This is a genomic window from Rhodococcus sp. 06-470-2, assembly GCF_002258235.1.
Taxonomy (GTDB): Bacteria; Actinomycetota; Actinomycetes; order Mycobacteriales; family Mycobacteriaceae; genus Rhodococcoides.
Genome location: NZ_NOYB01000010.1, coordinates 566227 through 591880, shown reverse-complemented (window position 1 = coordinate 591880; position 25654 = coordinate 566227). Strand labels below are relative to the sequence as shown.

The window sequence follows — 25654 nt, the reverse complement described above, 5'->3', positions numbered from 1 at the left end:
CACCCGTGTGTCGGGCCGTCACTCGAGCAGGCTCCGGCCCAGATAGCCGTCGTCGACCACTCCCGGCAGCACGGCGAACACCGCGGACCCGATGGGTGTCGTCCATTCGTTGAGCGCATCGAATTCGGCGAGGCGCCGCTGAATCGGGAGGAACTGGGTGAGCACATCGCGCTGATAGCTTGCGAACAGCAGCCCGGAGTTCGACACCGAGCCGGGAGCAGGTGGGTCGTCGTAGTTGTACGCCCGCCGGAAGATTCGCTCGCCGTCGTGAGTGTGCCGCGCCCGAGCGATGTGCGAGGACGGTGGGATGACCGGAATGCCGAATCGATCGGTCACGTCGAAATCGGCCTCTTCGAACTCGTCGGTTCCGGTCAACGGCGCACCGGTGTCGAGAGTTCGCCCCACCGACAACTCGCGGCCGGGTCGGTCCAATTCGTCCCAGGTATCCATCTCGATTCGAATGCGTCGCAACACCATCGACGTTCCGTGCTGCATCCAGGGCTGCTCGCTGCCGTCGTCCCAGACCAGACCGTCGAAGTCCGTACTTCCGGCCGCCGGATTGACCGTGCCGTCGACCTGGCCCATCAGATTGCGCATCGTGGTGCCCGATTCCTCGGTACCCCGCGAACGGCGGAACCCGCGCTGCATCCAGGCGATCGTCACCAACGACCGAACGTTCTTGGCGAGTACCCGCACTGCGTGCGCAACGGTCACAGGATCGTCCGAGCACACCTGCAGCAACAGATCTCCACCGGTGAATCCCGGTTCCAGACGGTCGATTCCGAACGCAGGAAGCGGCGCCAGCCACGTTGGGCGCCGATCCGGCAGACCGATCGCATCGAACACACCGGGGCCGAGTCCGACCGTCACCGTCAGACGCGCCGGTCGAAGTGCCAATTCCGCCTCGGTATCGGCCAGCGCGGGTGCACCGGCAGTGAGCCGTCCGATGTCCTCGGTCCAGACCTTCAGAATCCCGATCAGCTCGTCGCGTCCGACACGATCCTGCAGATTCAGACCGACGAACGTCGAGTGTGCCTGCGGCGGAACGGTATCGATCCCGGCTTGATGAATGCCGCGCCACGGCACCGTGTCGGCTCCGGTGGTCGTCTCGGCCGCATGGTTGCCGAAGACTCCGTAACCGGTCGCTGCTCCCACGCCCGCGACGCCGAGCGCGGCGACGCCTCCACCGAGGAGGCGTCGCCGGCTCAGCGAGCGTGGGGACCGGTTCTCGTTCTCAGCCACCGTGCGTCGGCGCAGGGGTCGCCGACCCGTCCGTGTTCACGCCCATGGTGCCGGGCTCGTAGTTCTCCTGGGCCCCGGAGAAGTCCCTGACCTGGGCGGTGAACGTCGCAGTCGACGCATCCTCGAACTCGAGGGTGAACTCTGCGTCGGCTCCTGGAGTGAGCGGAGAGGTCACATCCATGAGCATCAAATGGTCGCCGCCCGCGGCGAGCACATGCGTTCCGCCCGCCGGAATGACGAAGCCGCCCTCCTTCGGACGCATCACCATCGCTCCGTCGGCCCCGGTTGCCATCTCGTGCAGTTCCATTGTGCTCGACGCCGGCGACGACGCACCGACCACGTGCACATCGGAGTCGCCGGTGTTCTGCAATTCGGCGAACGCCGCGGTCATACCGGAGTCGGCGGCTTTGACCCACTGCTCGCGGACGACAACGGAATCGGACTCCTTCGCCGCGGCGGCCGACTCGTTGCTGGAACATCCGGTGAGGATCAGACCGGTGACCGACACGGCGGCCAACAAGGTCGAGGTGCGACGGGTGATATTCATGCGAGTTCGCTTTCGTGTCGAGAGGCAGCAGCATTGGCGGTTCTGGTCCGTGCTCGACGAATCGAGCCGAGCACGACGTCGACAGCGAGGAAGGCCACCAGGCTCAGCCCGAGGAGTGGGACGAACCAGCCGACTGCGACGGCGACGACCGCCAAGACGGCGACGGAGAGCGGCGAGATACGGCGAAGACCGCCGCGCAGAGGTGGCCGGCCCGCAGTGAGACCGGTTGCCTTGGTGGGCCGGCGCTTCCACCACATCATGTAGCCGCGCACGATGACCGATGCCAGCGCAACTGAAAGTGCGAGCAGGGCCAGCTGATTGGCCACACCGAACAGCGTTCCCATGTGCAGTTGAATACCCCAGGCAGCCAGCTTGGCCGCGAGCGGCCAGTCGGAGAAGTACAGGGTGTCGACAACCGTGCCGGTGCTGCCGTCGATCGAGATGGAATTGTTCGACATCAGCCAGGGCTGACGGGTTTCGGCGACGACGAACGCTGCGTCGTCCGACGCTGGGATCGACGCCTCCACGGCCCCGTCGATACCGTTGGCCTTCGCGATGTCGAGGACCGAATCGATGCGTCCGACATTGCTGTTCGTCGTCGACGCGTCGGCCGCCATGTCCATCGAATGCCCGCCGTGACCGGAATGATCGGGCGTCGCGGCGTCGGAAGAGCCGATGGTCTCGGTGATGGCGGGTGTGGTCCAGCTCAATGCCGAACGCAGCTCGGTGACGTTCTCCCCCGCGTAGGTGGACCACGTGAGTCCGGTGGCGGAGAGAAATACCAGACCGACGGCGATCCAGATGCCCGCCACACCATGCCAGTTCAAAGACCTGTTGCGGCCTTTGGATTTTCGATCGAAGGTCAGCAGCCTGGTTTTGTCGCGGTTGCGCCGGTAGCGCTCGACCCACAGGTAGAGCCCGCCGAGCGCGATCACCCACAGCCACGATGCGGCGAGTTCGCTGTAGAGCCGACCGGGCTCACCCAGGTGCAGGTGGCGGTGGAGTTCGGAAATCCAGGTGCGTAGAGGTAACGCGCCGGAGGAGCCGTACACCGTCGACTCGCCCACGGACGTCGCGGTCGAGGGATCGACGAAGACGGCCAGCCGCTTCGATTCACCGAGGGAGGGGTCGGTGAACATCACCCGGGTGGTGTCGCCGGGGTCGGTGGCCGGTCGCACTGCGGCGAAGGTGAGGTCGGGTTGTTCTGCCTGCGCAGCTCGGATCTGATCCGCCACCGGTACGGCCGGGCCGGTGGGGTCGACGTGCAGGTAGTCCCGATACAGGAGTTGTTCGATGGTCGGTGCGACGGCGTACAGCCCGCCGCTGATGGTGGCGATCAGGATGAACGGTGCGACGAGGATGCCCGCGTAGAAGTGCAGCCGCAGGATCAGCGGACGCCAACTGCGGGGGCTGGTCGGACGGGTGGGAGGGGAAGGATCGGCGACGCGTTCCATTTCCGGTGTGGACACGAGGACTTCTTTCGTGAAGGCATGACTGGGCGCGCGGATGTGCGCGAGGTGGCATCGCACGACGGATCGAGCCGTGCGCGGACGGCGCGAATCGACGACAGTGCGAAGTACAGGATCGAATGCGGCAACAACGCACTACCCGACGCCTGACGAGCAGGGAGGGTGTGACGGTGGGTTGTGCTCAGGCAGTTCGAGCCGGTGGCCCGCGGTTTCCGCAGCCAGAAAGGTCGAGAAGTCGCGGTGATCCCGGAATCCGGTACACCGGCAGTGGCGGGGCGATGCGCTTGTCGTCGACGACGAGGGCGGCCAGTAGTGGGAGAGCCCTGCCCAGCGAGGTCACCGCGCGTCGGATGCCGAGTTCTGCACCCCTGATGGCCAGGGCACCGACCAGGATGGCGACCACGTGGGCCGCGAACATCTGCTCGGTGATCATGGGACCGTGATGGTGACTGTCGACGACGGTGAGCAGTAGATGGCCGATCGACTGGGCCGCAGCGAGAACGACCAGCAGTCGAGTGCGCGGTGCAGCCCCCGTCGGTGCCACCGCGGTTGCGTATCCGACGGCCGAGCACACCAGCGCCAGCAGCACGATCGACGCATCGGACGGGGCCATCCCGCCGCCGACGGTGTGCGCCCAGGCGGTGACCAGCGCCGAGAGTCCGCCCACGGAGGCACCGCGCAGAGGCGCGAATCCTTCCGTCGGCTCGGACATGGACGGGAGCTTACTACCGACTACACCGAGTAGTAGTTCGGGCACGGCAGCGACGCTCCCGTTACACCAAAGCCGGTCCAGCGGTCTTTTTACAGTTGGTTATCCTGATCATCGGTACTCGAACGATCAACGGTCGAGCCGCGAGATCGAGAGTGGTCGCACATGGCAGAGAATTCGGACGCGGCTCAGGCGAGGGTGTTCGCCGACATGCTGACCGCCGAGATCGCGGCCGCGTCGAGTCGCATCGAGGACTCCGAGCAACTCGCCCGCAAAGCCCTGCGCGTCGGCGATTCCCGCAGCCACGTGTGGCACAGCGACGAAGCGCAGACTCAGAAGCAGTCGCTCTACGAGCTGCACCGCCAGCTCGATGCGTTGCGCAACCGATTCCCCGCCGTGCACCGCCCGTAGGAACGGCCGCCGATCGAAACATTCGACGCCTTATCGACACTGATTACCGTATTGGATTAGGGTCCAGCTCCATGGCCGAAGATTCGTTCGATTCCACGGTTGCGCGCGTCCATGATGTGCACCGACGCCTCGTCGATCGCGGCACCGGATCGGGCCTTCCGACCGTCCCCGCAGCCAACGGGACATGTGTTCTGCCGTCGCCGCCGCCACTCCCACCGATGCCGCTCCGCACAGCACTGCGCGACCGCCGGTCGCACTACCGATTCGCGGACATGGACGCGCTGCGGCTCTCGACTCTTCTCCGGTCGGCAGCGGGGCCCGGTCGAACTACCGAGCGGCCGGACGGCAGGCCACACACCTTCCGGATGAATCCGACGGCAGGCGGTCTCGATTCGATCGACCTTCATCTCGTGGTCCTCCGCGGTACAGGTGAGATCGGTCCGGGGACCTACCTTTTCGATCCACATCGACACGTTCTGAGCAGAACCGGCACCGGACCGTGCGTCGACGCACTCGAATCATGCCTCGTGCAGCCACAATTCGCGCAGCGGGCACCCTTCGTCGTGATTCTCGTCGGACGCCTCGACCGAACCCTGATCAAATACAGCGAACGCCACTATCGCACCCTTCACATCGACGCCGGCATCGCCGCACAGAACCTGTATTTGGTCGCGACTGCACTCGAATCGGCGTGCTGTGCAATCTCGGGCTTCTACGACGAAGAGCTCTCGCACTTGCTCCGCCTGGACCGACTGTCCGTTCCGTTACTGGCTTTCGCGCTCGGCTGACTCGGCGAGGACGGCGAGCAACGGTAGCCGCGGCACCCCGAGCCGCAGGGCTACCGCCCCCGCAAGAGCGAGCGCGCCCGCTCCGAGCACGACGGCCGCGGTCACGCCGAACATATCGGCAACGGCGCCGCCTGCCGCAGCTCCGAAGGGAGTTCCACCCATCGCGATCATCCGCGCCGTGGTGTTCACCCGGGACTGCAGGTGGTCGGGCGTGACGGACTGACGAACCACGATGCCGTTGACGACGATCATGGTGTTGGCGGCCTGATAGACGATCAGGAGCAGTAGAGACACAGCGAGTGCGCCCGTGACGGACCACGCCAGCATCGACAGGAAGGCCACCACCAAGCCGAGGAACGTGATCACGCCGGTCCCGAGCACCCGTTGAATTCGTGCACTGACCAGACTGATGAGGAATGCTCCGAGAGCCGTTGCTGCATAAAGTGATCCGATTCTCGCATCCTCGGCGGCGAGACCGAGCTGCCGAACGCCGACGACCACCATCAGTCCCACCACCACACCGTTGGCGATGCTCACCCCGACGCCGACCGCAGTCAGTGCCCGCACCACGCGGTGCCGCCGAATGAATGCCACACCCTCGACGATCGACCTGCCGAGATCGGAACCGCCCCGAGCCGACGCGGCGCTCACGGGTATCGCGATCGTCGAGGTGACCACCGTCGCGACGAGAAAGCACAGTGCGTCGATCGCGATGGCACCCGGCGGCCCCAGCGTCGTCGCGGCGATACCACCGAGCAACGGGCCCGCGATCCCGATCACCGTCCCGACGCTGACCAGTGTGCCTGTCGCGTCCGCGATTCGATGGCGTCCCACCAAGGCCGGTACGACGCCGAAGGACGCTGCATCGAAGAAGACGAACAGCGTCGACACGGCGAACGCAACGATCATCAGGTGTGCAACGGTCACCGACGCGATCATGTGGGCCGCCGGAATACTGGCCAGAGCCATAGCACTGCCGAGTTGAGCGGCGAGCAGGACTGCGCGCCGGTCGTACCTGTCGGCGAGCGCACCTGCGATCAGTCCGAACATCAGGTAGGGCAACGACTCCACTGCGAAGGCGACACCGGAGAGGAGCGGCGAGCCGCTCAGCTGATAGACCAGCATCGGCACGGCCACCGTGGACATCGCGTTGCCGATCCAGGCGACTGCACGCGCAAGGACGAAGCGTCGAAAGGCGGTCACAGGCTCGGAGGCGGAGCCAGCAGCAGTGTGTTCGGATCGGTCGGGTAGCAATCGGGCGCGTGCTGCCGAGCGATGTCGCGCCATCGGGGTAGCCCGAAGTAGGGAAATGCGGCCGGGGCGTTGGGAATCAAGCCAGAGGCACAGACCCGGGCCACCCTCAGTGGCGTCGACGCCACGTCCGAGGTGGTGATGTCGCAGACGACCACCTCGTGGCCCGCTACCGCGAGCGCGCTCCGCATACCGTCGGCGGTGCCGCGGGGAAGCTCGTCTATCGATACCGTCTCCGCCGGATTCGTGAAGCGGGGAAGATACGCGGCCTGAGTACGGGGATCGAGCCATACCTGGGCTTGTGCGCCCAGGTCGCGGACGTGTTCACTGCGCGCTCCAGCGGCATCGAGGTAGCTGCGATCGACGCGGTGGTCCAGGTAGAGACCCGGCGACAGCACCCCGGCGCGCATCGACCCGAACACCCAGCCGTCTGCCTCGACCAGCCCTCGGGTGAAGACCCAACTGTGGATCGCTTCGAGAACGGCCTTGCGTGCCGTCTCGACCGGGTCCAGCTTCGCCGAGAAGCCGCCTGCGACGATTCCGAGTTCGAGATCGTGAACAACGGCCGCTACCACCGGAACTCCGAAGTACGATGGCAGCTCGAGGAGATGACACCGCAGTCGTGAATCGCCGAGGTCTGCCGTGAGTCCAGGCACCGATGCCGGATCTATACCCCGCGCAGGCAGGTTCAAGTGCCACCAGAGCGACAGCGAATCTCGCTCCACGAGCTCGAGCAGTCCACGTGTGGCCGCGTCGTCGAGCCCCTGTCCGGTGGCGATGCCGGCGTAGTTCAGATGATGAATCCACGGGTCCTTCCTGCGAGATCCGCCGCGCCAGTTGAGGTACACGTACGAGGCCGGAACTGCGACACACGCCCCGTCGTCCGATGTCCCGTCGACCCAGGCGACTCGTGAGTTCTCGGTGAAACGCTCGAACGGAAAGCCTTCAGAGTTCAGCTGCCAGGGCGCGAAGAACTCGAATGTCTCGATCCCCCAATGGCGAACACCCTCGGCGCGCAGTTCTGCGGGAGTTGCGTAGCGCAGCGTGTTCGGTACGTAGTTTCCGCAGTACCGTTCCACTGCCTCGCCGATCGCCGCAATACGGGCCCCTGCGGGATCCGCGAAGGTGGTACCGAGCGACACCAAGTCGCACGGCCACTGTCCGAGCGCACGGGTATCGGCGATCTCCGCCGTCAGTCCGACGTACCGTTCCGGCATCCCGTCGAGCCTCTCGACCGGATGCAGCGCACGGATCAATCCGGTGAAGGGGTCGACCAGATCGTCTACGCGGAAGGAGACATCGCTCATACAGGCATCTCCAACTCGATGCCGCGCACGGTACGTTGCATCGGCACCGCTCGGGTTCCGTACAGATGATCGTCGTCGGTGTGCAGATCGCGGGCATATCGCGGGAAGGCGTGGGCCGAGATCATCAGTGTCAGTTCCTCTCCCTCGTGAATGTGTGTGGACAGCGGCGCGAGATGCACGACGGAGTCGAGGGACATGCCGTGAGTCAGTTGCTCCACCTCGCCGCCGCGCCGGTGGACGACGAGTATCGCGCCCCAATGCCGGTCGCAGTCGCCGCTGTCGACGCGCACCACGGGAGTTCCGACAACGGCTCCGGCTCGCCACGGCACCGGACGGGCAAGGCAATCCGAGCGTGTCGCCAGTCCACGAACATCGGTGCTGGGTGTACAGGAAGGGAAGGGCTGCAGAGGATCTGCGACGAAGCTGCCACCGGGCAGCTCGATCGTCGCTCGGGCAGTGGGCCACGTCTCCAGCCGCAACGGACCACCGGGGTGTCCGTACAGCTGCGCTCCGGTCCACGGCCGACCGTCGAGCGCCGCACCCAGCCATGCGCTCATGCGCTCGGCGCGACCCGACCCCCGCATCGAGTGATCCCACGGTCCGAGGGCGAGTGCCGACGGGCCACCCCACGACGACCAGAGGTCGACGGTGTCCTGGCCGAACCAGTCCGCAGTCCCACCCTGCGCCAGCAGCGGACAGTGTAGTGCTGCGGCGTGGTTCCTGCGTTCCGCATCCGACCTGCCGGCCTCCAGGACCGAGAGCCACGAGGGTATCGGGGGGCTCGACGAGCCTCCGATGTCGGACACCGGCAGCGTCTCCAGCAGATCCGCCGATGCCGAACTCTCGCGAGAGTGGGCAGCATCGCCGTGCTCGCACCACCAGCCGAGGCGCGACTGCAGGTAGAAGGCCCGGTCTCGATTTCGCGCCGTCTCCCCCATCCCCAGAGCGGGCACGACGACCGATACGCCGGCAATTCCCTCGACTTCAGCTGCAGCGAGAGCCGTTTCGGTGGCACAGTGCGCTCCGTAGGACGTGCCGTAGAGGAACAGGAAGGGGGCCTGCGACCACCACGCTTGTGCGGTGATCCACTCGATGCAGGCCAAGCCGTCGGCCCCTTCACCGTGATACGGGTGAAACGACCCGGTGGAGCCGTATCGGCCGCGCACGTCCTGGACGACGGTGGTGAATCCGCGCGCGGCCCAGCCCGCAGCCTCGGCGAGGTGAGCTTCGCTGTTGTACGGAGTGCGAATCGACAGCACGGCACGCGGACTCCGCGCCTTCACGACGAAGGTACGAAGTCCCCCGATCATGTACTCGCGCCCCGTCATCGAGGCGGTTCCGGTACAGGCAGAATCGGGTGCCGAGTCACCCGGAGCGTATGGAGGTCGATCGCCGTCACGCAATGGTCGGCCGTGGGATCGATGACCTCCGCCAGAACCTGAGCCGCCACGAATTCGGCCGCCGCGTCGGACACCGGATGGATCGACGAGATCAGACGCAGCCCGCCGGCGCGAGGGGCGTAGCCGTCCTCGATTCGTTGCCTGTTCCGACGGGAGGCGGCGCGCCGCATCGTCACATCGGTCAGCCGGACCCCTTCGGGCACAACGACGTAACGATTACCGTCACGGAAACAAGAGATCGACCCACCGGACCCCAGAAACTCGACGCCGTCGTCACTCACGGAGATCGATCGAGTCGCCGCATGCCCTGTGGACTTACCGACGCGTCCCAGCATTCCCACCAGCGCAGCCGCGACAGAGCCGCAGCCGAGCACCGCAACCTCCTCGGTCGACGAATCGGGAACGACATGGCCTGCGGTGAGTAGCGCGGACAGCGCCGTCTTCGGTTTCGCGGACACCGGTGCCACGGAGCCGGCCAAAGCTTGTGCCAGTTGGTCGAATTCGTCGCGGTCGAGCGCAAGAGCGAAGTGTTCGTCGTCGGCGGTGCGGAGCACGAATCCCGAATCGGATTCGTACAGTTCGGTTCTGGGTGCAAGTTTCATGGCGACGGCCCGGCCGGGGCCTGCACATCGTGGTGTGCAGACCCCACCGAGATCAGTCCTCGGCTTCCTCGAAGGGATTCTCGACCAGGGCGTTGCTGTGGCCCGCGGAGTGCGTCGCCAGGGATACCGGTGACTGGATCGAACGGAACAGCTCGTTGTCGTTCATGGTTCTCCTTCTTCGATGGGCAAATCGGTTGCGGTGCAACCGATCCATGGACTCGACATCGTCGAGGTGTCCAACCCTACGTCAAGTGATAATGATTTTCAATAAGGACTACAAGCTTTCGAGCTCATCGGTCACAGTGGCGAGCACCATGCGCAACGAGATCGTTCCGCGCCCTGTCGCCCATACTCCGGCGTCCACCTCGATCACCCGATCGTTGCGGGCCGCCGCCACACCCGACCACAACGGATTGCTCGCCAGCCGGTCCGAGAGAGGCTCATTGTCGGAGCCCGATGAAAACGCCTGCGCGAACACCACATCTGGATCCACCGACGCGATCTGCTCCACCGATACCGTCGCGAAGGCATCGGTTCCCGCCTGCCACGGATAGTCACTGACCTCCGCGAGAAGCGAGCCGACGGGGGTGTCGACGGAATCGACTCCGAGACTGCCCGGTTCGCCGTACATCGACAGCGTCGTGAGGCCACTCCACTTCCCCGCGGCCGCGTCGACCTCGGCGGTGAACGCCTCTGCAGCGGCGTCCGCCTCCTGCTGCCGGTCCGTCACACGGCCTATGGTGCGAAGGAATTCGACCGAATCCCGCCAGGATGTCGGGTTCACCAGGTACATCGGTGCCACTTCCTCGACGGCACCGCGCAACCCGTCCTGCACTCCCCCGAGTCCGATGACGAGGTCCGGTTCCGAGAGCGCGATGTCCTCGACGTTCTCTTCACCGAATCCGCCCGTGATCTTGCGCATGTCGGCATCCGGGCCGGCATAGCGGGGATCGGCCGCAAGTTCCTCACGGTAGGCGACGGGGGTCATGCCCACCTCCTTCAACGCGTCGACACACATGAGCGTCAGACACGCGATTCGCTCGACGGGTGCATCGAGCTCGATCACCGTCCCGCTGTCGTCGGTGACCGTGACCGCAGACGCCGCGTCGACGTCGCCCGCATCGGCAGTACCGCAGGCTGCGAGCGCGAACACCGAGAGTGCGAGTGCGCCGAACGATCGAGAAGAGCCGGACAACTTGCGCATGGGAACTCCTTTGCAGAATGATGTGTCCGAAATGATAACCATTACCGATAAAGGGGTCCACGCTGCGGGTACCTGCGCCTGCGTCGCCGTGATGGTGCTGGCCCTGTGCCTGGGTGAGCCGACTCTCGATCCGGCGCGCGCTGCACGCCGTGCTCGACCCGTCGAATGCCCTCCATCGGCACGTTGCGCTCGTTCGACTGCCGCGTGTGCTGTTGGGCCTGGTGAGCGGTGCGGCCCTCGGCCTGGCTGGCGCATTGATGCAGGATGTACTGCGCAACAGGATTGCCGGTCCGGAGATTCTCGGCGTGTCCTCCGGTGCAGCTGTCGCGATGACGGCCGTTGCCGTGTTTGCCATTCCGTTGCCGCTCACAGCTCTTCCCTATCTGGCATTGTGCGGCGCAGCTGTCGCCGGCATCGCGGTGATCACCACCGTCGGACCGACCAGCGACCCGCACCGAGTGGTACTGCTCGGCGCTGCGGTCAGCGCTCTCGCGTCGGGACTGGTCATCGCGCTGGTCAGCCTGGGCACCGAAGGGAACCTGCCACTGCTCTTTCGGTATCTGCTCGGCAGTCTCGGTGAGCGGGGGTGGACCCATCTCGGTGTCGCGGCACCCTGGCTCGCCGTCTTCATCCCGCTCGCTCTGCTCATGCGGCATCGGGTCGCTGCCCTTGCACTCGGCGACGATGTGGCTGCGGGACTTGGCATCTCCGTGGTACCGACCCGGCTGATCGCACTGGTGTGTGCCGCTGCGCTCACCGCCGCAGTGGCATCGGTGTGCGGTCCGGTTGCCTACGTCGCGTTGCTGTCCCCACATCTGGCTCGGTGGGCTCTGCACACGAGCAGTTCGCGGCGGGTATTTCTGCTCACGCCCGTCATCGGCGCATTCCTGCTCGCTGCCGCCGATCTGGCGTCGCGAATCATGCTGTATCCGATCGAGATTCCCGTAGGCATCACGACGACTCTTCTCGGGGTTCCGGTACTGCTGATCGCTCTGCACAGACAGGCCGCCACGCGATGAAGGCTCGTCACCTCGTGGTGATCGCGATGACGTGCGTCGCCGGCCTGGTGATACTTCACCTCGTCTCGGGGCGCAGCGAACTCGGAGCGGCCGAGGTTATCAGAGTACTGACCGGCACGTCGGAGGTACGGGCACACGAGATCATCGTCCGGAACTACCGCCTTCCACGGGTGCTCGTCGGATTGGTCGCCGGCGCACTCCTGGCACTGGCCGGCGTGTTGCTGCAAGCGGTCATGCGCAATCCCCTGGCCGAACCGTCGACCACGGGCGTGGGATCCGGTGCGGCACTGGGCGTTGTGTTGTCGATTCTGGTGCTACCTGCCTCCGGTGCCGCGCCCCTGGCGTCACTACTCGGTGCCGCAGGCGCCGGACTGGCTCTGTACCTCCTGGGCCGACGCTCCCTGGCGGTCGCGGGAATCCTGATCGGCGCTGTCCTGTCCGCGGTGACGTCACTGCTGCTCGTCGTCGATGCCCAACCGATGGGGGTGGTCCTTCGCTGGCTGATCGGCTCTCTCAATGCCAGGACTATCGACGATTGGAATCGACTGTGGCCCTGGGCAATCATTTTGATACCGGCCGGGCTTCTATGTGCGTCACTCGCCAATGCGCTCGTGCTGGGCGACGCGACGTCCACCGGCCTCGGGATTCGCCCCCACAGGACTCGAATGTTGCTGCTCGCCATCGCGGTACTGGCAACGGCAACGGCCGTCACGGCCGCGGGTGCCGTCGCGTTCGTCGGTTTGATCGCGCCTCACGCCGCGCGGGCCGCGCTCGGCGGCGACCACAGAGTATTGATTCCGGTCAGCGTGATCGGCGGTGCCGTGTTGCTGTCCTCCGCAGACCTACTCGCCTTCAGTGCGTCGATCGACATCCCAGGCAGCGGACCGGATGTATCAGGGCTTCCGGTCGGGGCCGTGACGGCACTCGTCGGCGCTCCCTATCTCATCTGGCTGATCAGAAAGGACGCCCGATGACGGGCTACGTCACCACACCGATTCTCGAGGCCGTCGACCTCGGGCTCGGGTATCGCAATCGGACGGTCTCGGAGCACCTCGACATCGCTATCGAGAAGGGAACGGTCACCGCGTTGGTCGGCCCCAACGGATCGGGCAAGTCGACGTTGCTGATGGCCTTGGCCAGGGTCTTGGCTCCTCGGCACGGACAGATACGGCTGGACGGCACCCCTCTTCGTGATCGGTCGTCGATCGAGACAGCCCGACGACTCGCGATCCTGCCCCAGACCGCAATCGCACCGCAGGGGCTGCGTGTCCGAGAGCTCGTCGAACAGGGTCGATACCCGAGGCTCGGTGCCCTGTCGATGCTCAGACGGCACGACGACGAGGCCATGCACACAGCGATGTCCTCGACCGGAATCCTCCACCTCGCCGACCGAACTGTCGATTCGCTCTCCGGCGGGGAGTGTCAACGTACGTGGATAGCAATGGCTTTGGCGCAGGAAACCGAAGTACTGCTACTGGACGAACCCACCACGTACCTCGACGTGCGTCATCAGATCGATGTGATGGAGCTGGTCGTCGATCTGGTCGCGAATCGGGGGAAGACCGTCGTGATGGTGCTGCACGATCTCAATCAAGCAGCGCGGTATTGCGATCGAATCGTGGCCATGCGCGATGGTGTCATCGTCGCCGACGGTCATCCGCGCGACATCGTGACACCGACGCTGCTCGAAGTCGTATTCGAGATCCGCGCCCGAGTGGTGGCCGACCCGGTTGTCGGTAGGCCGATGTTCATCGCCGAGTGAGCTGCGGGTCAGAGCTTTCCCACGACGGCGATGATCAACTCGGTCAATTCATCGGTCGCGTCCTCCGGTGCGAGAGTGCCGGATACCGCCGCCTGAGAGAGCGCCTCCGCTGCACCGAAGATAGCGGTGATCGACGGTGCCGAGATACCCCCGGATCCGCTGTACGGGTCGAGAATCGACCGGCATCGTTCGGAGTACGCCCGTTCGGCCGTTCTCTTGACCTGTTCGAGTTCGGGCGAGCCCTCCAGTGCCGCCAGCACACCCGTCAGCTCACGCCCCTGCGCCAACGCGCAGCCGACGTACGAGTCGGCGATGGCCTGTGCGCGTCCGTTCAACGAGTCGGGCGCGGATCGGAGCGATTCCTCGAGCATGACCGTTTGTCGGTCGTCGAATTCTGTGAACAGTGCGGCCAACAGTTCTGCACGCGAGGCGAAGTGGCTGTACACCACGGGTTTTGCGACGCCGGCATGTTCGGCGAGTCGGCCGAGCGTCAGAGCGTCGGCCCCCTCCGCTCGCACGAGAGCCCAGGAGACCGCCACCAACTGGTCGTATCGGTCGGAGCGAGACAGTCGCGTCCGGGCCATCGGGCACCTCCTTGCGCTATATACGAATAGTAACCTACTGTTGGTACATAGCCGTTTCGCCTCGCAGAAGGAACCAGCCATGACCGCACTCGTCGTAGTCTCCCATTCCGACCCCGACTCACTGACCCACCACGTCGTCCGATCCGTGACCGACGCAATCCGCACTGCAGGTGACGCCGTCGAGACGGCCGATCTCGCCGCGGAGAACTTCGACCCACGGTTCGCCGATGGCGACCTCGATCTGTTTCGGGGAAAGGGAAACACGCCCGCGGACGTGCGGGCCGAACAGGACAGAATCGACCGCGCCGATCACCTGGTTCTGGTCTTCCCGATGTACTGGTGGTCCATGCCTGCCCTGCTCAAAGGGTGGATCGATCGCGTCTTCGTCAGCGGATGGGCCTACGATCTCACTGCCGACTACGGCATCGTCAAGAAGCTGGATCGACTCACCGTCCACCTGGTCTCCCTTGCCGGCGACGACGCCGACAGCTTCGAGCGCCACGGCGTGTACGACGCATTCCGCACGCAGATCGAACGCGGTATCGTCGAATACTGCGGTGCCACAGTGGGGTCGACGACTTTCCTGCACGAAACCGATACCAAGACCCCCGACGCTCTCTCTGCGGAGGTCGCCGATCTCGCTTCTGCCATTGCCGCCCGAGTGGCCGGCCGACAGCAGGCCCTCGTGCACTGAAAGACCCATCACGTCAGGCGGCGCAAGTCATTCTCCGATCTTGTCGACCAACCACTCCACCGTCGACTTACGAACTGCGTCAGCGTGATCGGTGAACAGCTCGAAGTGCGATTCGGGGTAGGACACGTACTCGACCGTGTCGACGTCAGCGAACGCTGTGCGCACTCGCGAGGGCGGAGTGATGGTGTCGGATTCGGCGAGTATCGCGAGAACCGGAACGGTGAGTCGGGCTGCCGCCTTGCGCGTCGACCACCGCAACATGGCCGGTAGCGAAGCGACGGTCACCTCGTTGCGGTAGTTCTCCGCTCCGCGCGCCATCTCCTGTGACCATTCGTAGGCTCCGTCCGAGTTCATCGTCGCCACCTCACCCGGCCGTCCCGCCGCCGGAATGGTCAATCCCGGCCTACGGAACAGACGTCGTAGCGCATCCCGAACGATGACCGGTGCGAGCTCGAGATTGCCGGTGGGAGTGAGGCGGATGAACGGGATGATCGCGGCAACCGCCTTCACTCGCGGATCGTCCGCGGCCACAGCAATGGCATGCCCTCCCGACATGCTGGTACCCCACACGGCAATTCGGTCGGAATCGATCCGTGGGTCGCGCGCCAGTACGTCGAGCGCGGCATGGAAGGACCGCAACTGCTGAGGTAGGTCGATGTGCTGGCGTACGTCGCCTCCGCTTGCGCCGAACCCCGGGTAGTCGAATGCGAGCGATGCCACCCCACCTGCGGCCAGGTCTGCGCTGTAGTTCGGTATCAGCATTTCCTTCACTCCGGCGAACCCAGGAGCCGTGAACACCGCCGGGCACCGCATGGCGTTCTCTCCTTCGGGCAAAGTCAACACTGCGGCTACTTCGATACCGTCCACCGTGAAAGTCGTCTGTTCCTCGATCATCGTCCACCCCTCGGCCGTTCGCCCCCGTCCGAATCGACGGAAAACTACGATCGTAGTTTCTGCATACCGTACGGGAACGACATCCAACGCGGTTCGAAATCCGAGCGCGACGTTGTCGTCAGAGACCGAGCAACCTGCGAACTCCCTGCGCGACATCAGCACGCGTCGGTGCCCGGACCCCAGCGGTGACGTGTGCTAACAGCACACCGTCCGCCCAGGCCACAAGCTGAATCGCCGGATCGATGGAGGCCTCCTCGGAACCGACACCGGCTGCGGCACAGAGCAATTCCGCCAATGCGGTGAAGCGACTGCGCGCGGCGGTCAACAACGGTGCCAATTCGTCGGATCGTGAGGACTCGAGAATCAGCGTGTAGCGCGCGACGAGCAGAGTGCGATTGGCCGGCAGCAGCCACGCGTCGACCACATCCGCGAATACTTCGGCAGCGGTGTCCACACTCCACGGCCCTGGCTCACGATCGCCCAGAGCGTCGTACACGACCACCATTTCCTGCTCGACGAGCGCATCGAGAGCGGCCCGCAGCAGATCGATGCGACGACGAAAGACATTCGAGGTGGAGCCGGGAGGGATACCGAGCGCCTTGTCGAGACGACGGTGAGTCAGTCCGTGCACACCGTCGGTAGCCAGCAGCTCGATCGCCCCACCGGCCAGAAGCCGAGCACGATCGGAGCCGTGGAAACCGCTCACCCGAGTCACGGGCTTCAGTGTATGGAGAACTGCCTCGAAATCGGGCACCGCCACCGTCACGAGGGACACCCTCAGCTCTGGCCGCTTCGCTTCCTTCGAGTGACTCGAGGTCGTTCGGCGGGATCGATGCGCCCGATGCCGTGCCAGTCCCAATAGATTCGATGTCTCGAGATGAGGGGTCCGTCGAGCTCCACGATCTCGACGAGATCGAGTTTGTCGCCGTTCGCCGTCTGGCGCGGGTGTTCCCAGACCAGACGGTGCCCGTCGAACGTGTAGATGCCCACGCGGTCCGGCGACGGCGATTCGTTCTCGTCGGATCGCCGGCGCGTGGTCTCCTGCAGAAAGCTGTCGAGTGCGATTCGTCCTTCGACTATTCCGGATCGCAGATCGAACAGCACCGGAACCAAGGGGCTTTCGAGAACCGCACCTGCGGCGTACAACTCGGACAGAGCGGGCGCGTCTCGATCCCCGATGCGCTTGTGCCACTCACGAAAGACATAGGAGGCTTGCTCCACGGTTGCGGCCACGTCGAATCCTTCTGTGTTGCAGTATTGTCCGCGACGATTGTTCGCGGGTCGACCGAGGGGAAGCACGCTGTCTGGTGCCGGTGCCGGTCACGTTCGGCAGATGATCATGTTTCGCGAGCTGTCGACGAACGGCGCAGACGCCTGCGACACGAACCGACGAAGAGCCGCCGCTGTGGCGACACACGTGGTTCCCACGACAATGTGCATATCTCGTCCCCGTCGTCGAGCAGTGCAGTTCGACAAGCATTGTGCACCAACAGAAGCCATTCGGCACCTTCCGGTCCGATGGTCCCGAACCGATATCCGAAACCCGCGAAACCACGGTTATCGCGACAATTCCGGTGCCCCCGGGCATGTGCGGCAGCGGATCTGCTGCGCGGCGGCACAGCGTCCACCGAGACCGGCACCCCGAAATCGAGCGCAACCACACCGACTGTTCACCTGTAGGTCGACAAAGATTCCGCAGCCGTGACCCTGTGCCGCGAGCGAAGTGGGTTTAACCGAGCACTTCGCGAGCGCGGCGATCGACATCAGCACCGCGCCCGCACCGGCGCGATCGAGTCAGGCCGGCGTCAACCGAAAGATCGGGAACCGACGACCCTCCGCCGTCTCGACGTATTTCGCGAAGCCCTCGGACGCGTCCAAGAACTTCTGCCAGTTCGCGTCCCACTCGTCGTCGGGGAGTTCCGACACGGTCACCGCGATGGTTCGGACGGCACCGTCGCCGGGAACCTCGACGTCGATGGCGGGGTGTGCACGCAGGTTGTGCACCCACGCAGGATGTTTCGGTGAGCCGGCTGCCGAGCCCACGATCAGCCAGCTGTCGTCCTCCGGAACTGCCATGAGTGGGTTCAACCGGATCTCACCGCTCTTGGCTCCGATGGAGTGCAGCACGACGAGCGCATCACCGAACCCTGCCGTCGACACGTGTCCGCCGTTGCTCCGGAACTCGTCGATGATCATCTGGTTGAAGTCGGCCATAGGACGAGTATGCCGCCCACCACGTCGTTTCGGACCCGATCGAATGCCACGATTTCCATCGGCGCAAGACAAAGGTTAGCCTGTGCTCATACGCACATCGGTGTGTGCCGCCGTCGGGCAATCCCCGGCGGCTCGTTGCTGTCTGAACCCGAAGGACATTCCACGTGCTCAACGTTCCTCGCCGCGCAGGCACCCTCGCTGCCGCCGCCGCCCTGATCGGATCGCTCGTCGCCTGCGGAGCATCCGAGGAGGTCTCCGACGCCACCGCGGAGACCACCGACGGAGGGACGTCGTATCCGCTGACGATCGAGAACTGCGGCGAGTCGGTCACCTTCGACTCCGCCCCGCAGCGAGTGGTGTCACTCGACCAGAACTCCACCGAAATCCTTCTCTCGCTCGGTGTGCAGGATCGGATGGTGGGCACCGCATCCTGGACCGATCCGGTCCGCGACAACCTCGCAGACGCCAACGCCGCGGTTCCTCGACTGGCCGACAATGCCCCCACCTACGAGGTCGTCGTCGATACCGAACCCGACCTCGTCACCGCATCGTTCGGACGCCACTTCGAGCAGGGCGGCGTCGCGCAGCGTTCGCGCTTCACCGAAACCGGTGCCGCCACGTATCTTTCCCCCACCGACTGCGACGCCGGTCGTAGCGTCAACGGGGGCAACACCCGGACGACGCCGCTCACCATGGAGTCGCTGTACCAGGAGATCACCGAACTCGCGGCGATTTTCGACGTCAACGAGCGCGGTGCCGAATTCGTCGAAGAACTGAAGACCCGCATGGCCGACGCCACCGCGCGAACCGCAAATGCCGATGTGTCCGTGGCCTTCTGGTTCGCAGACACCAAGAGCCCCTACGTCGCAGGCACACGCGGTTCGGCCAACCTACTGGCCGATTCCGTCGGCACGACAAACGTGTTCACGGAGATCGACGACGACTGGTCCGCAGTCGGGTGGGAAACCGTGGTCGACAAAGACCCGACGGTGCTCGTCCTCGGGGATCTGGCGCGCAACCGTTTTCCCGGTGACCTGCTCGCCGACAAGATCGCATTCCTCGAGTCCGACCCCGTCACCAGCACGATGGCCGCCGTCCGCGACAAGCGCTACATCTCGCTGCACGGCGCGGAGATGAACCCGTCGATCCGGGCCGTCGACGGCGTCGAGAAGGTGTCGGCCGGACTGCGCGACCTGGGACTGTCGTCCTGACCGCGACCATCATCCCGCGGCGGACCGCCCAGCGATCGCACACCGACCTGTGGCGTTGGGGGTTGGCTCTGCTGGGCGGTGTCGTGCTGTGTGTGGTGTCTGTTCTCGTCGCCATCACGCTCGGGCCCGCGAACATCTCGCTGGTCAACGTTCGCGATGTGGTGCTCAACCATCTCGGCGTCACCGATGTGCCGGTGAAAGTGTCGAAGAACGCGATCGTCTGGGAGGAGCGGCTCCCCCGAGCACTCGTCGCTGCGGCCAGTGGCGTCGGGCTCGGGATCTGCGGCGTCATAATGCAGTCGCTTCTGCGCAATCCGTTGGCGGATCCATTCGTGCTCGGGGTGTCCTCGGGTGCGTCGACGGGAGCCGTGGTGGTCGGCGTTCTCGGTGTCGGCGGTGCCGCACTCGGTCTGTCGGGCGGCGCGTTCATCGGTGCGCTCGTTGCGTTCGGGCTGGTGCTCTTCCTTGCCCGCATGTCCGGTAGCGGAAACGACCGCGTCATCCTCGCCGGTGTCGCGACCACTCAATTGTTCTCGGCGCTCACATCTTTCGTGATCTTCGCGTTCGCGGACTCCGACGAGACCCGCGGCGTGATGTTCTGGCTCCTCGGATCGTTCGAGGGAGTGCGATGGAACGACGTCGTGCTCTGTGTGACCGTTGCCGGTATCGGCGCAGTGGTCTGTTGCTACTACGCGTACGTGCTCGACGCATTCGCGTTCGGAAACTCGGTGGCGTCCTCGCTCGGCTTCGACGTCAAGAAGGTGCGCCTGGCACTGCTCGTGGGAACCGCCCTGATCACTGCGACACTCGTCAGCGTGGCCGGTGCCATCGGTTTCGTCGGCCTCATTCTTCCGCACGCGGCGCGACTGTTGGTGGGGCCCAACCACAGCCGCCTCGTGCCCACCACTGCCGTCATCGGCGCGATCTTCATGGTGTGGGTCGACGCCGTCTCCCGAGTCGCCTTCGCCCCGACCCCACTGCCGGTCGGCGTCGGAACAGCACTGGTCGGCGTCCCTGCCTTCATCGCAATCATGGCTCGCAAGAGAGGAATTCGATGACACTGCACGCGTCGAACGTCTCCTGGAAGCGCGGCGGCGCACTCGTGGTCGACGGAGTGACGCTGCACCCGGCACCCGGCCGAACGGTTGGCCTGTTGGGGCCCAACGGTTCCGGTAAGTCCTCGCTGCTCCACCTGCTGGCTGGGGCCGCGTCGCCCACCTCAGGCGTCGTCGAGTTGGACGGTGCCGAGCTCGGTTCGCTCAAACGCAAGCACATCGCTCGCGCCGTCGCGGTCGTCGGACAGCACGCGCACACGGACGTCGACGTGACGGTCGGCGATGTCGTGCGTCTGGGACGGATCCCCCATCGCGGGGCGTTCGGCGGTAGCGACCTCGACGACGACGCAGTGGACGACGCGCTCGCGCAGACCGGACTCACCGACAAAGCGGATCGGTTGTGGCGCACGCTCTCCGGTGGTGAGCAGCAGCGGGCGCACATTGCACGCGCACTCGCCCAGCAGCCTCGCGAGATGTTGCTGGACGAGCCGACCAACCACCTCGACATCCATCACCAGCTCGAATTGCTGGCCCTCGTCGCCCGTCTGCCGATCACCAGCATCGTCGCGCTGCACGACCTGAATCTGGCCGCGATGTTCTGCGACGAGGTGCTCGTGCTCCAGGACGGCAAGGTCGTCGCAGGTGGCGCACCTGCGGACGTGCTGACCGAAGAACTCATCGCCGAGGTGTATCGAGTGCGGGCGCGGGTGTCGGTGGACGACGAGAACGGACGGGTGCACATCCGTTTCGATGCGGCGGCCGGGTACGAGACCGTCGAGGGTGAGCAGAACACCCGCGTGACGGCAGGCTCTCGCGGCTGATCGGAGTCGGACTGCAGTCCCGGGAGGTTGGGTGCCACGATTCGTGGTACCCCTGAACCATGAGCGAATCTTTCGGACCGGGCGTTTCGACCACGAGCCTGCCCCCATTCGGGTTCGAGTCGACCTTGGCCGACCAGGTCCCCGGCGTCACGTTGCCGTGGCAGGGCACCCACGCACCGGATCCTCGCGTTCTGATCCTCAACGACGGCCTGGCCCGGTCACTCGCGCTCGACCCGGCGTCCTTGGCCACCGCCGAGGGGGCAGGCGTGCTGTCCGGGTCCATTCCTCCGGCCGGGACCGCCACCGTGGCGATGGCGTACGCGGGTCATCAGTTCGGCGACTACCAGCCCTTGCTGGGGGACGGCCGAGCGCTGCTGCTCGGTGAGCTTCGCGACGATCAGGGCCGTCGGGTCGATCTGCATCTCAAGGGTTCCGGTGCCACGCCGTTCTCGCGCGGTGGTGACGGGCGTGCGGTGGTGGCAGCCATGCTGCGCGAGTACCTGATCAGCGAGGCGATGCATGCGCTGCACATCCCCACCACCCGCTCACTCGCCGTCGTCACGACCGGAGAACAGGTGGTGCGAGAGGGAGGTCCGCAGCCCGGCGCGGTACTGGCCAGGGTCGCGTCGAGCCATCTGCGGGTGGGCACCTTCGAGTTCGCTGCCCGAAGAGAGGGACTCGCGCAGACCCTCGCCGACCATGCCATCGCCCGCCACTACCCCGCACTCGTCGAGCTGCCTGCCGAGGATCGCTACCTCGCATTCTTCGAGGCCGTCGTCGAAGCCCAAGCATCGCTTGTCGCGCAATGGATGTCGGTCGGATTCGTACACGGTGTCATGAACACCGACAACACGACCATCTCCGGCGAGACCATCGACTACGGGCCGTGTGCTTTCCTGGACGCCTACGATCCGGCTACGGTGTTCAGCTCCATCGACCACGGCGGACGCTACGCCTATGGCAATCAACCCGCAGTGCTCGGCTGGAATCTGGCCAGATTCGGCGAAACACTACTGCCACTGGTCGATTCGACGCCCGATACCGCAATCACAGCTCTCACAGCGGTCCTGGACACGTACGGGGAACGCTACCGCCGACACTACGCGGCCGCGATGTCCGCCAAACTCGGCCTGGGAGACGAGGTCGTCGACGCGGAGCTGGTCGACGACCTGCACCGGGTGCTCACGGACCACCGCGTCGACTGGACCCTGACTTTCCGCGCCCTCGCCGAAAACCTACGCGGAAACTCGCTGCCGTTCGACTCCCTCGTCCCACCCGACGCCTCCAGGAGTTGGCTCGAGAGGTGGCGGACTGCGGTTTCGGCTCGGGGACAGGACTTTTCATCCGTTGCCGACGGCATGGACCGCGTCAACCCGGCATACATTCCCCGCAACCACCTGGTCGACGCTGCGCTCCAGGCTGCGACGACCGGCGATCTGGGACCCTTCGAGCGCCTGCTCGAGATCGTCACATCGCCGTTCGACCGACACGATGACCGGGCGGATTACGCCCTGCCTGCTCCTGAGAACTTCAGTGCCGGTTTTCGGACCTACTGCGGAACCTGACTTCCTGCGCGCACCTGCCTGATCGTCACCGCGGCGGCTCCATGAATTCGATGGTCTCTCCATTCGGGCCCACTGCGTACATGACTCGGGTGCCCACCTTGGTGCCGCCGGCAATCGGTTGTGGAGTTCCCTGCGCCGTCCACCCGAACTCCGCTATGCGCGTCAGGGCCGCATCGATGTCGTCGACCTCGAAAGCAAGGTGGGCGAAACCCGGATCGTAGGGTCGAGACGACCCAGACTCTCCGCGAATATCGCGGTACTCCAGCAGCTCGATCGTCTGACCCGCAACGGTGACCACCGCCATCCGAACTGCCGCTCCGTGTGCTCCGGTGACCTCTCCCAGAAATTCCCCGCCCATCTCCGCCGTCCGTTCGAGGGTTGCTCCGAGACCGTCGATCCAGAATCGAAGGGCGTCATCGAGCGACCCGACAGAGAATCCGACATGGTCGGAGCGAAGAATTCTGAAGGACGTGGCGTCAGTCATGGAAACCAGTATCCCTCCGAGCATTTCCATCGAGCCGAACCGCGCTTACGAGTTACGCTTCTGTTCGGCCCGGATCAGGCCGCCGCCGACGATCAACCGCTGGATCTCGCTGGTGCCCTCGTACAGACGCAGCAGTCGCACGTCCCGGTAGATGCGTTCGACCGGGACCTCTCGCATGTATCCGGCACCACCGTGAATCTGGACGGCGAGATCGGCGACCTTGCCCACCATCTCGGTGCAGAAGAGTTTCACCGCGGACGGCGCGATACGCCGATCGGTCTCCTGCACCCACGCCCGCGCAGCCTCACGGACCATGGCCCGGCCCGCCATCACCCCGACCTGCTGATCGGCGATCATGGCCTGCACCAGTTGGAAGTTCCCGATCGGCTCACCGCCCTGAGTGGACGCCGCCGCATGCGAGACCGATTCGTCCAGCGCACGCTGCGCCTGACCGACGGCCAGCGCCGCAATGTGTACCCGCCCCCGCGCCAGCGAGGTCATCGCCGCCTTGTAGCCGATATCGATCATGGGTCGTTCCGCAGGCTCCACTCCTGCATCGCTGTTGCCGCCAACCAAGGCGTCGGCCTCGACGCGTACGTCGGTGAAGTTCACGTCGGCCGTGCCGGATCCCTGCTGCCCCATCTTCGCGTCCTTGACACCGACCTCGATTCCCGCAGCGTCGGCGGGAACCAGGAATACCACAATACCGTTGCCGCTCAGCGGTTTCGGATCCAATTTCGCGAAGACGACGAACATGTTCGCGATCGGCGCATTGGTGATGTACCGCTTGCTGCCGTTGATGACCCACCCGGAGCCGTCGACCGTCGCAGTGGTCTTCAGGCCCGCCGGATTGGATCCGGCCCCGTCCTCGGTCAGCGCGAAGGACGCAACGACGTCACCGGACGCCATACCCGGCAACCATGTCGCCTTCTGTTCCTCGGTGCCGAACCCCACCAGCACCTGCCCGGCAATTCCGTTGTTGGTGCCGAACATCGATCGCAACGCCAACGAGGTGTACCCGAGCTCCATGGCGAACTCGGCATCCTGAATCAGATTCAGGCCCAGCCCACCCCACTCCTGCGGAAGCGCATAGCCGAACAATCCCATCTCGGCAGCCTGCGTGCGCAGATCCTCCGGGATGGCATCGGTGTTCATGATCTCGAGTTCGCGCGGGACGACACGCGACCGCACGAACTGCGAGACCTGCTTCAACACGTCGGCGAAGACGTCGTCGGGTACATCGGGATTCAGCGTGTCCATCGGACCACTATCTGTCAGAGCAACGTGATTCGTCCACTGCCGTGCGAGTGCTCGAACGACTGGAGGACCCGACGGTCGGGACTACTCCGGCCTCGTCGCGTGCGTACATCGGAGTCCTCGTGACTCTGTTGTCCATCAAGGGCTTCCCAGTGCCGGCCCCTCGGTGCGTCCGACGGCCTTGCGGTGGCCGAGTGTGGGAATGTCCAGCGGCTTGGGATGCCGCGTTCCGAAGTGGTCGGACCAGGATCGGTGGGGCCGATGCGGGCGAACGCCCTGAAATGCCAGGTACGCACCGATCGCCGGCGGCACGACATGCCGATGGCCTCGGGACGGCTCGGGCAATCGATGTATCGCACGCAGGTCTTCGGTGAACACCGACAGCAGAATGCCGTCGGCGAAGCGCTTCGTCCGACCGGGGAACCATCGCTCCTGCCAATCGAGGAACAATTGATCGACGATCTTGCGGGCACCGTCGGTGTGCTCGTACCGAGACTCGTAGTCGAAGGTCCAGCGCAAGAAGCGCTCTCGCGTCTGCGGAACATCGAGGCCCATGTACTCCCCGACCTGACGCCAGAAGCGAAAACGCGCTTCACGCTCGTTGTCGGTGAAGACGCTCAACCCGAGATGTTCGACGATGCGGTCCGGCTCGAAGGCCAGCGAACCCAATGTGTACAGCTTGTCGTCGTCGGTGATACCGAACCGCGAGTGGATCTGCTCCATGCGGTCGATGATCGATCGGCCGTATTCGCTGGAATGCCCGTGATGGAGCATCTCGCCGAAGAAGAGCAGCGTGTCGTCGTTGCGTCTGCGCACGTCGTGCATCATGTCGCCGGTACCGGTCCGGTACAGAATTCGCGCGATCGACGGAACCGCCACCTGTCGAGCGAATGCCACGGTGTACGCGGCATGGGCGAAAATGGCGTCGCCATAACGGACTTCGAGGCTCAGATGCGTGGCTTCCTCGTTGCCCACAACCGGGTCGAGTTCCTCGATCCGGCGACCGACCGCCCGCCCCGTCACCCACTTCCGAGACATCAGTGCCGCGTTCGTTGCCATGACTTACCTCCACGTTCCGTCATCGGCACCAAACAGGAACGGCACCGTTCTCAGTTCACCATGCAACTAGGAACGTCTTCGTGTCAATATGTCACCGGAGATCTG

29 protein-coding genes are annotated in these 25654 nt (G+C 65.0%); 11 read left to right on the top strand and 18 right to left on the bottom strand.

Annotated features, from left to right (window positions below):
• Positions 1 to 18: 18 nt before the first annotated feature.
• The 3 genes from CH276_RS06185 to CH276_RS06175 are packed head-to-tail and all read right to left on the bottom strand — an operon-like array spanning position 19 to position 3258.
• The gene (locus tag CH276_RS06185) at positions 19 to 1242 is read right to left on the bottom strand and encodes a Dyp-type peroxidase (RefSeq protein WP_094630380.1); all 1224 of its coding nucleotides are present in this window, start codon (positions 1240 to 1242) and stop codon (positions 19 to 21) included.
• Positions 1235 to 1789: a copper chaperone PCu(A)C gene (locus CH276_RS06180; protein ID WP_094630379.1), complete on the bottom strand. Its 555-nt coding sequence runs from the start codon at positions 1787 to 1789 to the stop codon at positions 1235 to 1237. The genes CH276_RS06185 and CH276_RS06180 overlap by 8 nt, the downstream gene beginning before the upstream one ends.
• Positions 1786 to 3258 (bottom strand): PepSY-associated TM helix domain-containing protein, encoded by a 1473-nt coding sequence (locus tag CH276_RS06175; RefSeq protein ID WP_094630378.1) that lies wholly within the window; start codon positions 3256 to 3258, stop codon positions 1786 to 1788. The genes CH276_RS06180 and CH276_RS06175 overlap by 4 nt, the downstream gene beginning before the upstream one ends.
• 21 nt (positions 3259 to 3279) lie before the next feature.
• Here CH276_RS06175 and CH276_RS28905 point away from each other — a divergent pair, with 21 nt between their 5' ends.
• Positions 3280 to 3408, top strand: coding sequence for a hypothetical protein (locus tag CH276_RS28905; protein ID WP_254924171.1), 129 nt, complete (start codon positions 3280 to 3282; stop codon positions 3406 to 3408).
• Positions 3409 to 3439: 31 nt separating this feature from the next.
• Here CH276_RS28905 and CH276_RS06170 read toward each other — a convergent pair whose 3' ends face one another.
• Positions 3440 to 3970: a hypothetical protein gene (locus tag CH276_RS06170; protein ID WP_094630377.1), complete on the bottom strand. Its 531-nt coding sequence runs from the start codon at positions 3968 to 3970 to the stop codon at positions 3440 to 3442.
• 162 nt (positions 3971 to 4132) lie between these two features.
• Here CH276_RS06170 and CH276_RS06165 point away from each other — a divergent pair, with 162 nt between their 5' ends.
• Positions 4133 to 4378: a hypothetical protein gene (locus CH276_RS06165; RefSeq protein WP_045196818.1), complete on the top strand. Its 246-nt coding sequence runs from the start codon at positions 4133 to 4135 to the stop codon at positions 4376 to 4378.
• A gap of 71 nt (positions 4379 to 4449) precedes the next feature.
• A complete protein-coding gene (locus CH276_RS06160) occupies positions 4450 to 5166 on the top strand; it encodes a SagB family peptide dehydrogenase (protein ID WP_094630376.1) in 717 nt (238 codons plus the stop codon).
• Here the strand turns inward: CH276_RS06160 and CH276_RS06155 are convergent.
• From CH276_RS06155 to CH276_RS06135, 6 genes are all read right to left on the bottom strand, one after another.
• Positions 5143 to 6369 (bottom strand): MFS transporter, encoded by a 1227-nt coding sequence (locus CH276_RS06155; RefSeq protein ID WP_176459125.1) that lies wholly within the window; start codon positions 6367 to 6369, stop codon positions 5143 to 5145. The two genes, CH276_RS06160 and CH276_RS06155, sit on opposite strands and share 24 nt — an antisense overlap.
• On the bottom strand, positions 6366 to 7724 hold the full coding sequence (locus CH276_RS06150) for a YcaO-like family protein (RefSeq protein WP_094630374.1): 1359 nt from the start codon (positions 7722 to 7724) through the stop codon (positions 6366 to 6368). The genes CH276_RS06155 and CH276_RS06150 overlap by 4 nt, the downstream gene beginning before the upstream one ends.
• A complete protein-coding gene (locus CH276_RS06145; RefSeq protein ID WP_094630373.1) occupies positions 7721 to 9052 on the bottom strand; it encodes a CocE/NonD family hydrolase in 1332 nt (443 codons plus the stop codon). Before CH276_RS06145 ends, CH276_RS06150 begins: the two co-directional genes overlap by 4 nt.
• The gene (locus CH276_RS06140) at positions 9049 to 9726 is read right to left on the bottom strand and encodes a hypothetical protein (RefSeq protein ID WP_094630372.1); all 678 of its coding nucleotides are present in this window, start codon (positions 9724 to 9726) and stop codon (positions 9049 to 9051) included. Before CH276_RS06140 ends, CH276_RS06145 begins: the two co-directional genes overlap by 4 nt.
• 52 nt (positions 9727 to 9778) lie before the next feature.
• On the bottom strand, positions 9779 to 9892 hold the full coding sequence (gene amiA, locus CH276_RS28900; protein ID WP_254924168.1) for a streptamidine family RiPP: 114 nt from the start codon (positions 9890 to 9892) through the stop codon (positions 9779 to 9781).
• Positions 9893 to 10000: 108 nt separating this feature from the next.
• Positions 10001 to 10930, bottom strand: a complete 930-nt coding sequence (locus tag CH276_RS06135; RefSeq protein WP_176459124.1) for an ABC transporter substrate-binding protein — start codon at positions 10928 to 10930, stop codon at positions 10001 to 10003.
• Positions 10931 to 11043: 113 nt separating this feature from the next.
• On the opposite strand from CH276_RS06135, the gene CH276_RS06130 reads away from it, so the two are divergent.
• The 3 genes from CH276_RS06130 to CH276_RS06120 are packed head-to-tail and all read left to right on the top strand — an operon-like array spanning position 11044 to position 13711.
• On the top strand, positions 11044 to 11949 hold the full coding sequence (locus CH276_RS06130) for a FecCD family ABC transporter permease (protein WP_094630370.1): 906 nt from the start codon (positions 11044 to 11046) through the stop codon (positions 11947 to 11949).
• Positions 11946 to 12923: a FecCD family ABC transporter permease gene (locus tag CH276_RS06125; RefSeq protein WP_094630369.1), complete on the top strand. Its 978-nt coding sequence runs from the start codon at positions 11946 to 11948 to the stop codon at positions 12921 to 12923. The genes CH276_RS06130 and CH276_RS06125 overlap by 4 nt, the downstream gene beginning before the upstream one ends.
• Positions 12920 to 13711 (top strand): ABC transporter ATP-binding protein, encoded by a 792-nt coding sequence (locus tag CH276_RS06120; RefSeq protein WP_094630368.1) that lies wholly within the window; start codon positions 12920 to 12922, stop codon positions 13709 to 13711. The genes CH276_RS06125 and CH276_RS06120 overlap by 4 nt, the downstream gene beginning before the upstream one ends.
• An 8-nt stretch (positions 13712 to 13719) precedes the next feature.
• Here CH276_RS06120 and CH276_RS06115 read toward each other — a convergent pair whose 3' ends face one another.
• Positions 13720 to 14295, bottom strand: coding sequence for a TetR/AcrR family transcriptional regulator (locus tag CH276_RS06115; RefSeq protein ID WP_094630367.1), 576 nt, complete (start codon positions 14293 to 14295; stop codon positions 13720 to 13722).
• Between the two features lie 79 nt (positions 14296 to 14374).
• Here CH276_RS06115 and CH276_RS06110 point away from each other — a divergent pair, with 79 nt between their 5' ends.
• Positions 14375 to 14989, top strand: coding sequence for an NAD(P)H-dependent oxidoreductase (locus CH276_RS06110; protein WP_094630366.1), 615 nt, complete (start codon positions 14375 to 14377; stop codon positions 14987 to 14989).
• 27 nt (positions 14990 to 15016) lie between these two features.
• Here CH276_RS06110 and CH276_RS06105 read toward each other — a convergent pair whose 3' ends face one another.
• The 4 genes from CH276_RS06105 to CH276_RS06090 form a co-directional block, all read right to left on the bottom strand.
• Positions 15017 to 15883, bottom strand: a complete 867-nt coding sequence (locus CH276_RS06105; protein WP_176459123.1) for an alpha/beta hydrolase — start codon at positions 15881 to 15883, stop codon at positions 15017 to 15019.
• A 118-nt stretch (positions 15884 to 16001) separates the two neighbouring features.
• The gene (locus CH276_RS06100) at positions 16002 to 16598 is read right to left on the bottom strand and encodes a TetR/AcrR family transcriptional regulator (protein WP_141214671.1); all 597 of its coding nucleotides are present in this window, start codon (positions 16596 to 16598) and stop codon (positions 16002 to 16004) included.
• 62 nt (positions 16599 to 16660) lie between these two features.
• Positions 16661 to 17116 (bottom strand): nuclear transport factor 2 family protein, encoded by a 456-nt coding sequence (locus CH276_RS06095; protein WP_141214670.1) that lies wholly within the window; start codon positions 17114 to 17116, stop codon positions 16661 to 16663.
• Between the two features lie 561 nt (positions 17117 to 17677).
• On the bottom strand, positions 17678 to 18097 hold the full coding sequence (locus tag CH276_RS06090) for a nitroreductase/quinone reductase family protein (protein ID WP_094630362.1): 420 nt from the start codon (positions 18095 to 18097) through the stop codon (positions 17678 to 17680).
• Positions 18098 to 18261: 164 nt separating this feature from the next.
• Between CH276_RS06090 and CH276_RS06085 the strand changes: the two genes are divergently transcribed.
• From CH276_RS06085 to CH276_RS06070, 4 genes are all read left to right on the top strand, one after another.
• On the top strand, positions 18262 to 19308 hold the full coding sequence (locus CH276_RS06085) for an ABC transporter substrate-binding protein (RefSeq protein ID WP_094630361.1): 1047 nt from the start codon (positions 18262 to 18264) through the stop codon (positions 19306 to 19308).
• Positions 19309 to 19400: 92 nt separating this feature from the next.
• Complete coding sequence (locus tag CH276_RS06080; protein WP_032396341.1) at positions 19401 to 20366, top strand: FecCD family ABC transporter permease; 966 nt, start codon at positions 19401 to 19403, stop codon at positions 20364 to 20366.
• Complete coding sequence (locus tag CH276_RS06075) at positions 20363 to 21184, top strand: ABC transporter ATP-binding protein (RefSeq protein ID WP_094630360.1); 822 nt, start codon at positions 20363 to 20365, stop codon at positions 21182 to 21184. Before CH276_RS06080 ends, CH276_RS06075 begins: the two co-directional genes overlap by 4 nt.
• A gap of 59 nt (positions 21185 to 21243) precedes the next feature.
• Complete coding sequence (locus CH276_RS06070) at positions 21244 to 22749, top strand: protein adenylyltransferase SelO (protein WP_094630359.1); 1506 nt, start codon at positions 21244 to 21246, stop codon at positions 22747 to 22749.
• A 25-nt stretch (positions 22750 to 22774) separates the two neighbouring features.
• On the opposite strand, the gene CH276_RS06065 is transcribed toward CH276_RS06070, so the two are convergent.
• From CH276_RS06065 to CH276_RS06055, 3 genes are all read right to left on the bottom strand, one after another.
• On the bottom strand, positions 22775 to 23233 hold the full coding sequence (locus tag CH276_RS06065) for a VOC family protein (RefSeq protein ID WP_094630451.1): 459 nt from the start codon (positions 23231 to 23233) through the stop codon (positions 22775 to 22777).
• Positions 23234 to 23278: 45 nt separating this feature from the next.
• Positions 23279 to 24493 (bottom strand): acyl-CoA dehydrogenase family protein, encoded by a 1215-nt coding sequence (locus CH276_RS06060; protein ID WP_094630358.1) that lies wholly within the window; start codon positions 24491 to 24493, stop codon positions 23279 to 23281.
• A 135-nt stretch (positions 24494 to 24628) separates the two neighbouring features.
• Entirely contained in the window at positions 24629 to 25549 is a 921-nt protein-coding gene (locus CH276_RS06055; protein ID WP_094630357.1) for an oxygenase MpaB family protein, read from the bottom strand.
• Positions 25550 to 25654: the final 105 nt, after the last annotated feature.

Bases quoted from the DNA above. Each gene is read 5' to 3' on its own strand.
- CH276_RS06180 (WP_094630379.1), bottom strand. From the start codon at position 1,789: ATGAATATCACCCGTCGCACCTCGACCTTGTTGGCCGCCGTGTCGGTC.
- CH276_RS28905 (WP_254924171.1), top strand. From the start codon at position 3,280: ATGACTGGGCGCGCGGATGTGCGCGAGGTGGCATCGCACGACGGATCG.
- CH276_RS06170 (WP_094630377.1), bottom strand. From the start codon at position 3,970: ATGTCCGAGCCGACGGAAGGATTCGCGCCTCTGCGCGGTGCCTCCGTG.
- CH276_RS06165 (WP_045196818.1), top strand. From the start codon at position 4,133: ATGGCAGAGAATTCGGACGCGGCTCAGGCGAGGGTGTTCGCCGACATG.
- CH276_RS06160 (WP_094630376.1), top strand. From the start codon at position 4,450: ATGGCCGAAGATTCGTTCGATTCCACGGTTGCGCGCGTCCATGATGTG.
- CH276_RS06150 (WP_094630374.1), bottom strand. From the start codon at position 7,724: ATGAGCGATGTCTCCTTCCGCGTAGACGATCTGGTCGACCCCTTCACC.
- CH276_RS06145 (WP_094630373.1), bottom strand. From the start codon at position 9,052: ATGACGGGGCGCGAGTACATGATCGGGGGACTTCGTACCTTCGTCGTG.
- CH276_RS06140 (WP_094630372.1), bottom strand. From the start codon at position 9,726: ATGAAACTTGCACCCAGAACCGAACTGTACGAATCCGATTCGGGATTC.
- amiA (WP_254924168.1), bottom strand. From the start codon at position 9,892: ATGAACGACAACGAGCTGTTCCGTTCGATCCAGTCACCGGTATCCCTG.
- CH276_RS06135 (WP_176459124.1), bottom strand. From the start codon at position 10,930: ATGCGCAAGTTGTCCGGCTCTTCTCGATCGTTCGGCGCACTCGCACTC.
- CH276_RS06125 (WP_094630369.1), top strand. From the start codon at position 11,946: ATGAAGGCTCGTCACCTCGTGGTGATCGCGATGACGTGCGTCGCCGGC.
- CH276_RS06120 (WP_094630368.1), top strand. From the start codon at position 12,920: ATGACGGGCTACGTCACCACACCGATTCTCGAGGCCGTCGACCTCGGG.
- CH276_RS06115 (WP_094630367.1), bottom strand. From the start codon at position 14,295: ATGGCCCGGACGCGACTGTCTCGCTCCGACCGATACGACCAGTTGGTG.
- CH276_RS06110 (WP_094630366.1), top strand. From the start codon at position 14,375: ATGACCGCACTCGTCGTAGTCTCCCATTCCGACCCCGACTCACTGACC.
- CH276_RS06105 (WP_176459123.1), bottom strand. From the start codon at position 15,883: ATGATCGAGGAACAGACGACTTTCACGGTGGACGGTATCGAAGTAGCC.
- CH276_RS06090 (WP_094630362.1), bottom strand. From the start codon at position 18,097: ATGGCCGACTTCAACCAGATGATCATCGACGAGTTCCGGAGCAACGGC.
- CH276_RS06075 (WP_094630360.1), top strand. From the start codon at position 20,363: ATGACACTGCACGCGTCGAACGTCTCCTGGAAGCGCGGCGGCGCACTC.
- CH276_RS06070 (WP_094630359.1), top strand. From the start codon at position 21,244: ATGAGCGAATCTTTCGGACCGGGCGTTTCGACCACGAGCCTGCCCCCA.
- CH276_RS06065 (WP_094630451.1), bottom strand. From the start codon at position 23,233: ATGACTGACGCCACGTCCTTCAGAATTCTTCGCTCCGACCATGTCGGA.
- CH276_RS06060 (WP_094630358.1), bottom strand. From the start codon at position 24,493: ATGGACACGCTGAATCCCGATGTACCCGACGACGTCTTCGCCGACGTG.
- CH276_RS06055 (WP_094630357.1), bottom strand. From the start codon at position 25,549: ATGGCAACGAACGCGGCACTGATGTCTCGGAAGTGGGTGACGGGGCGG.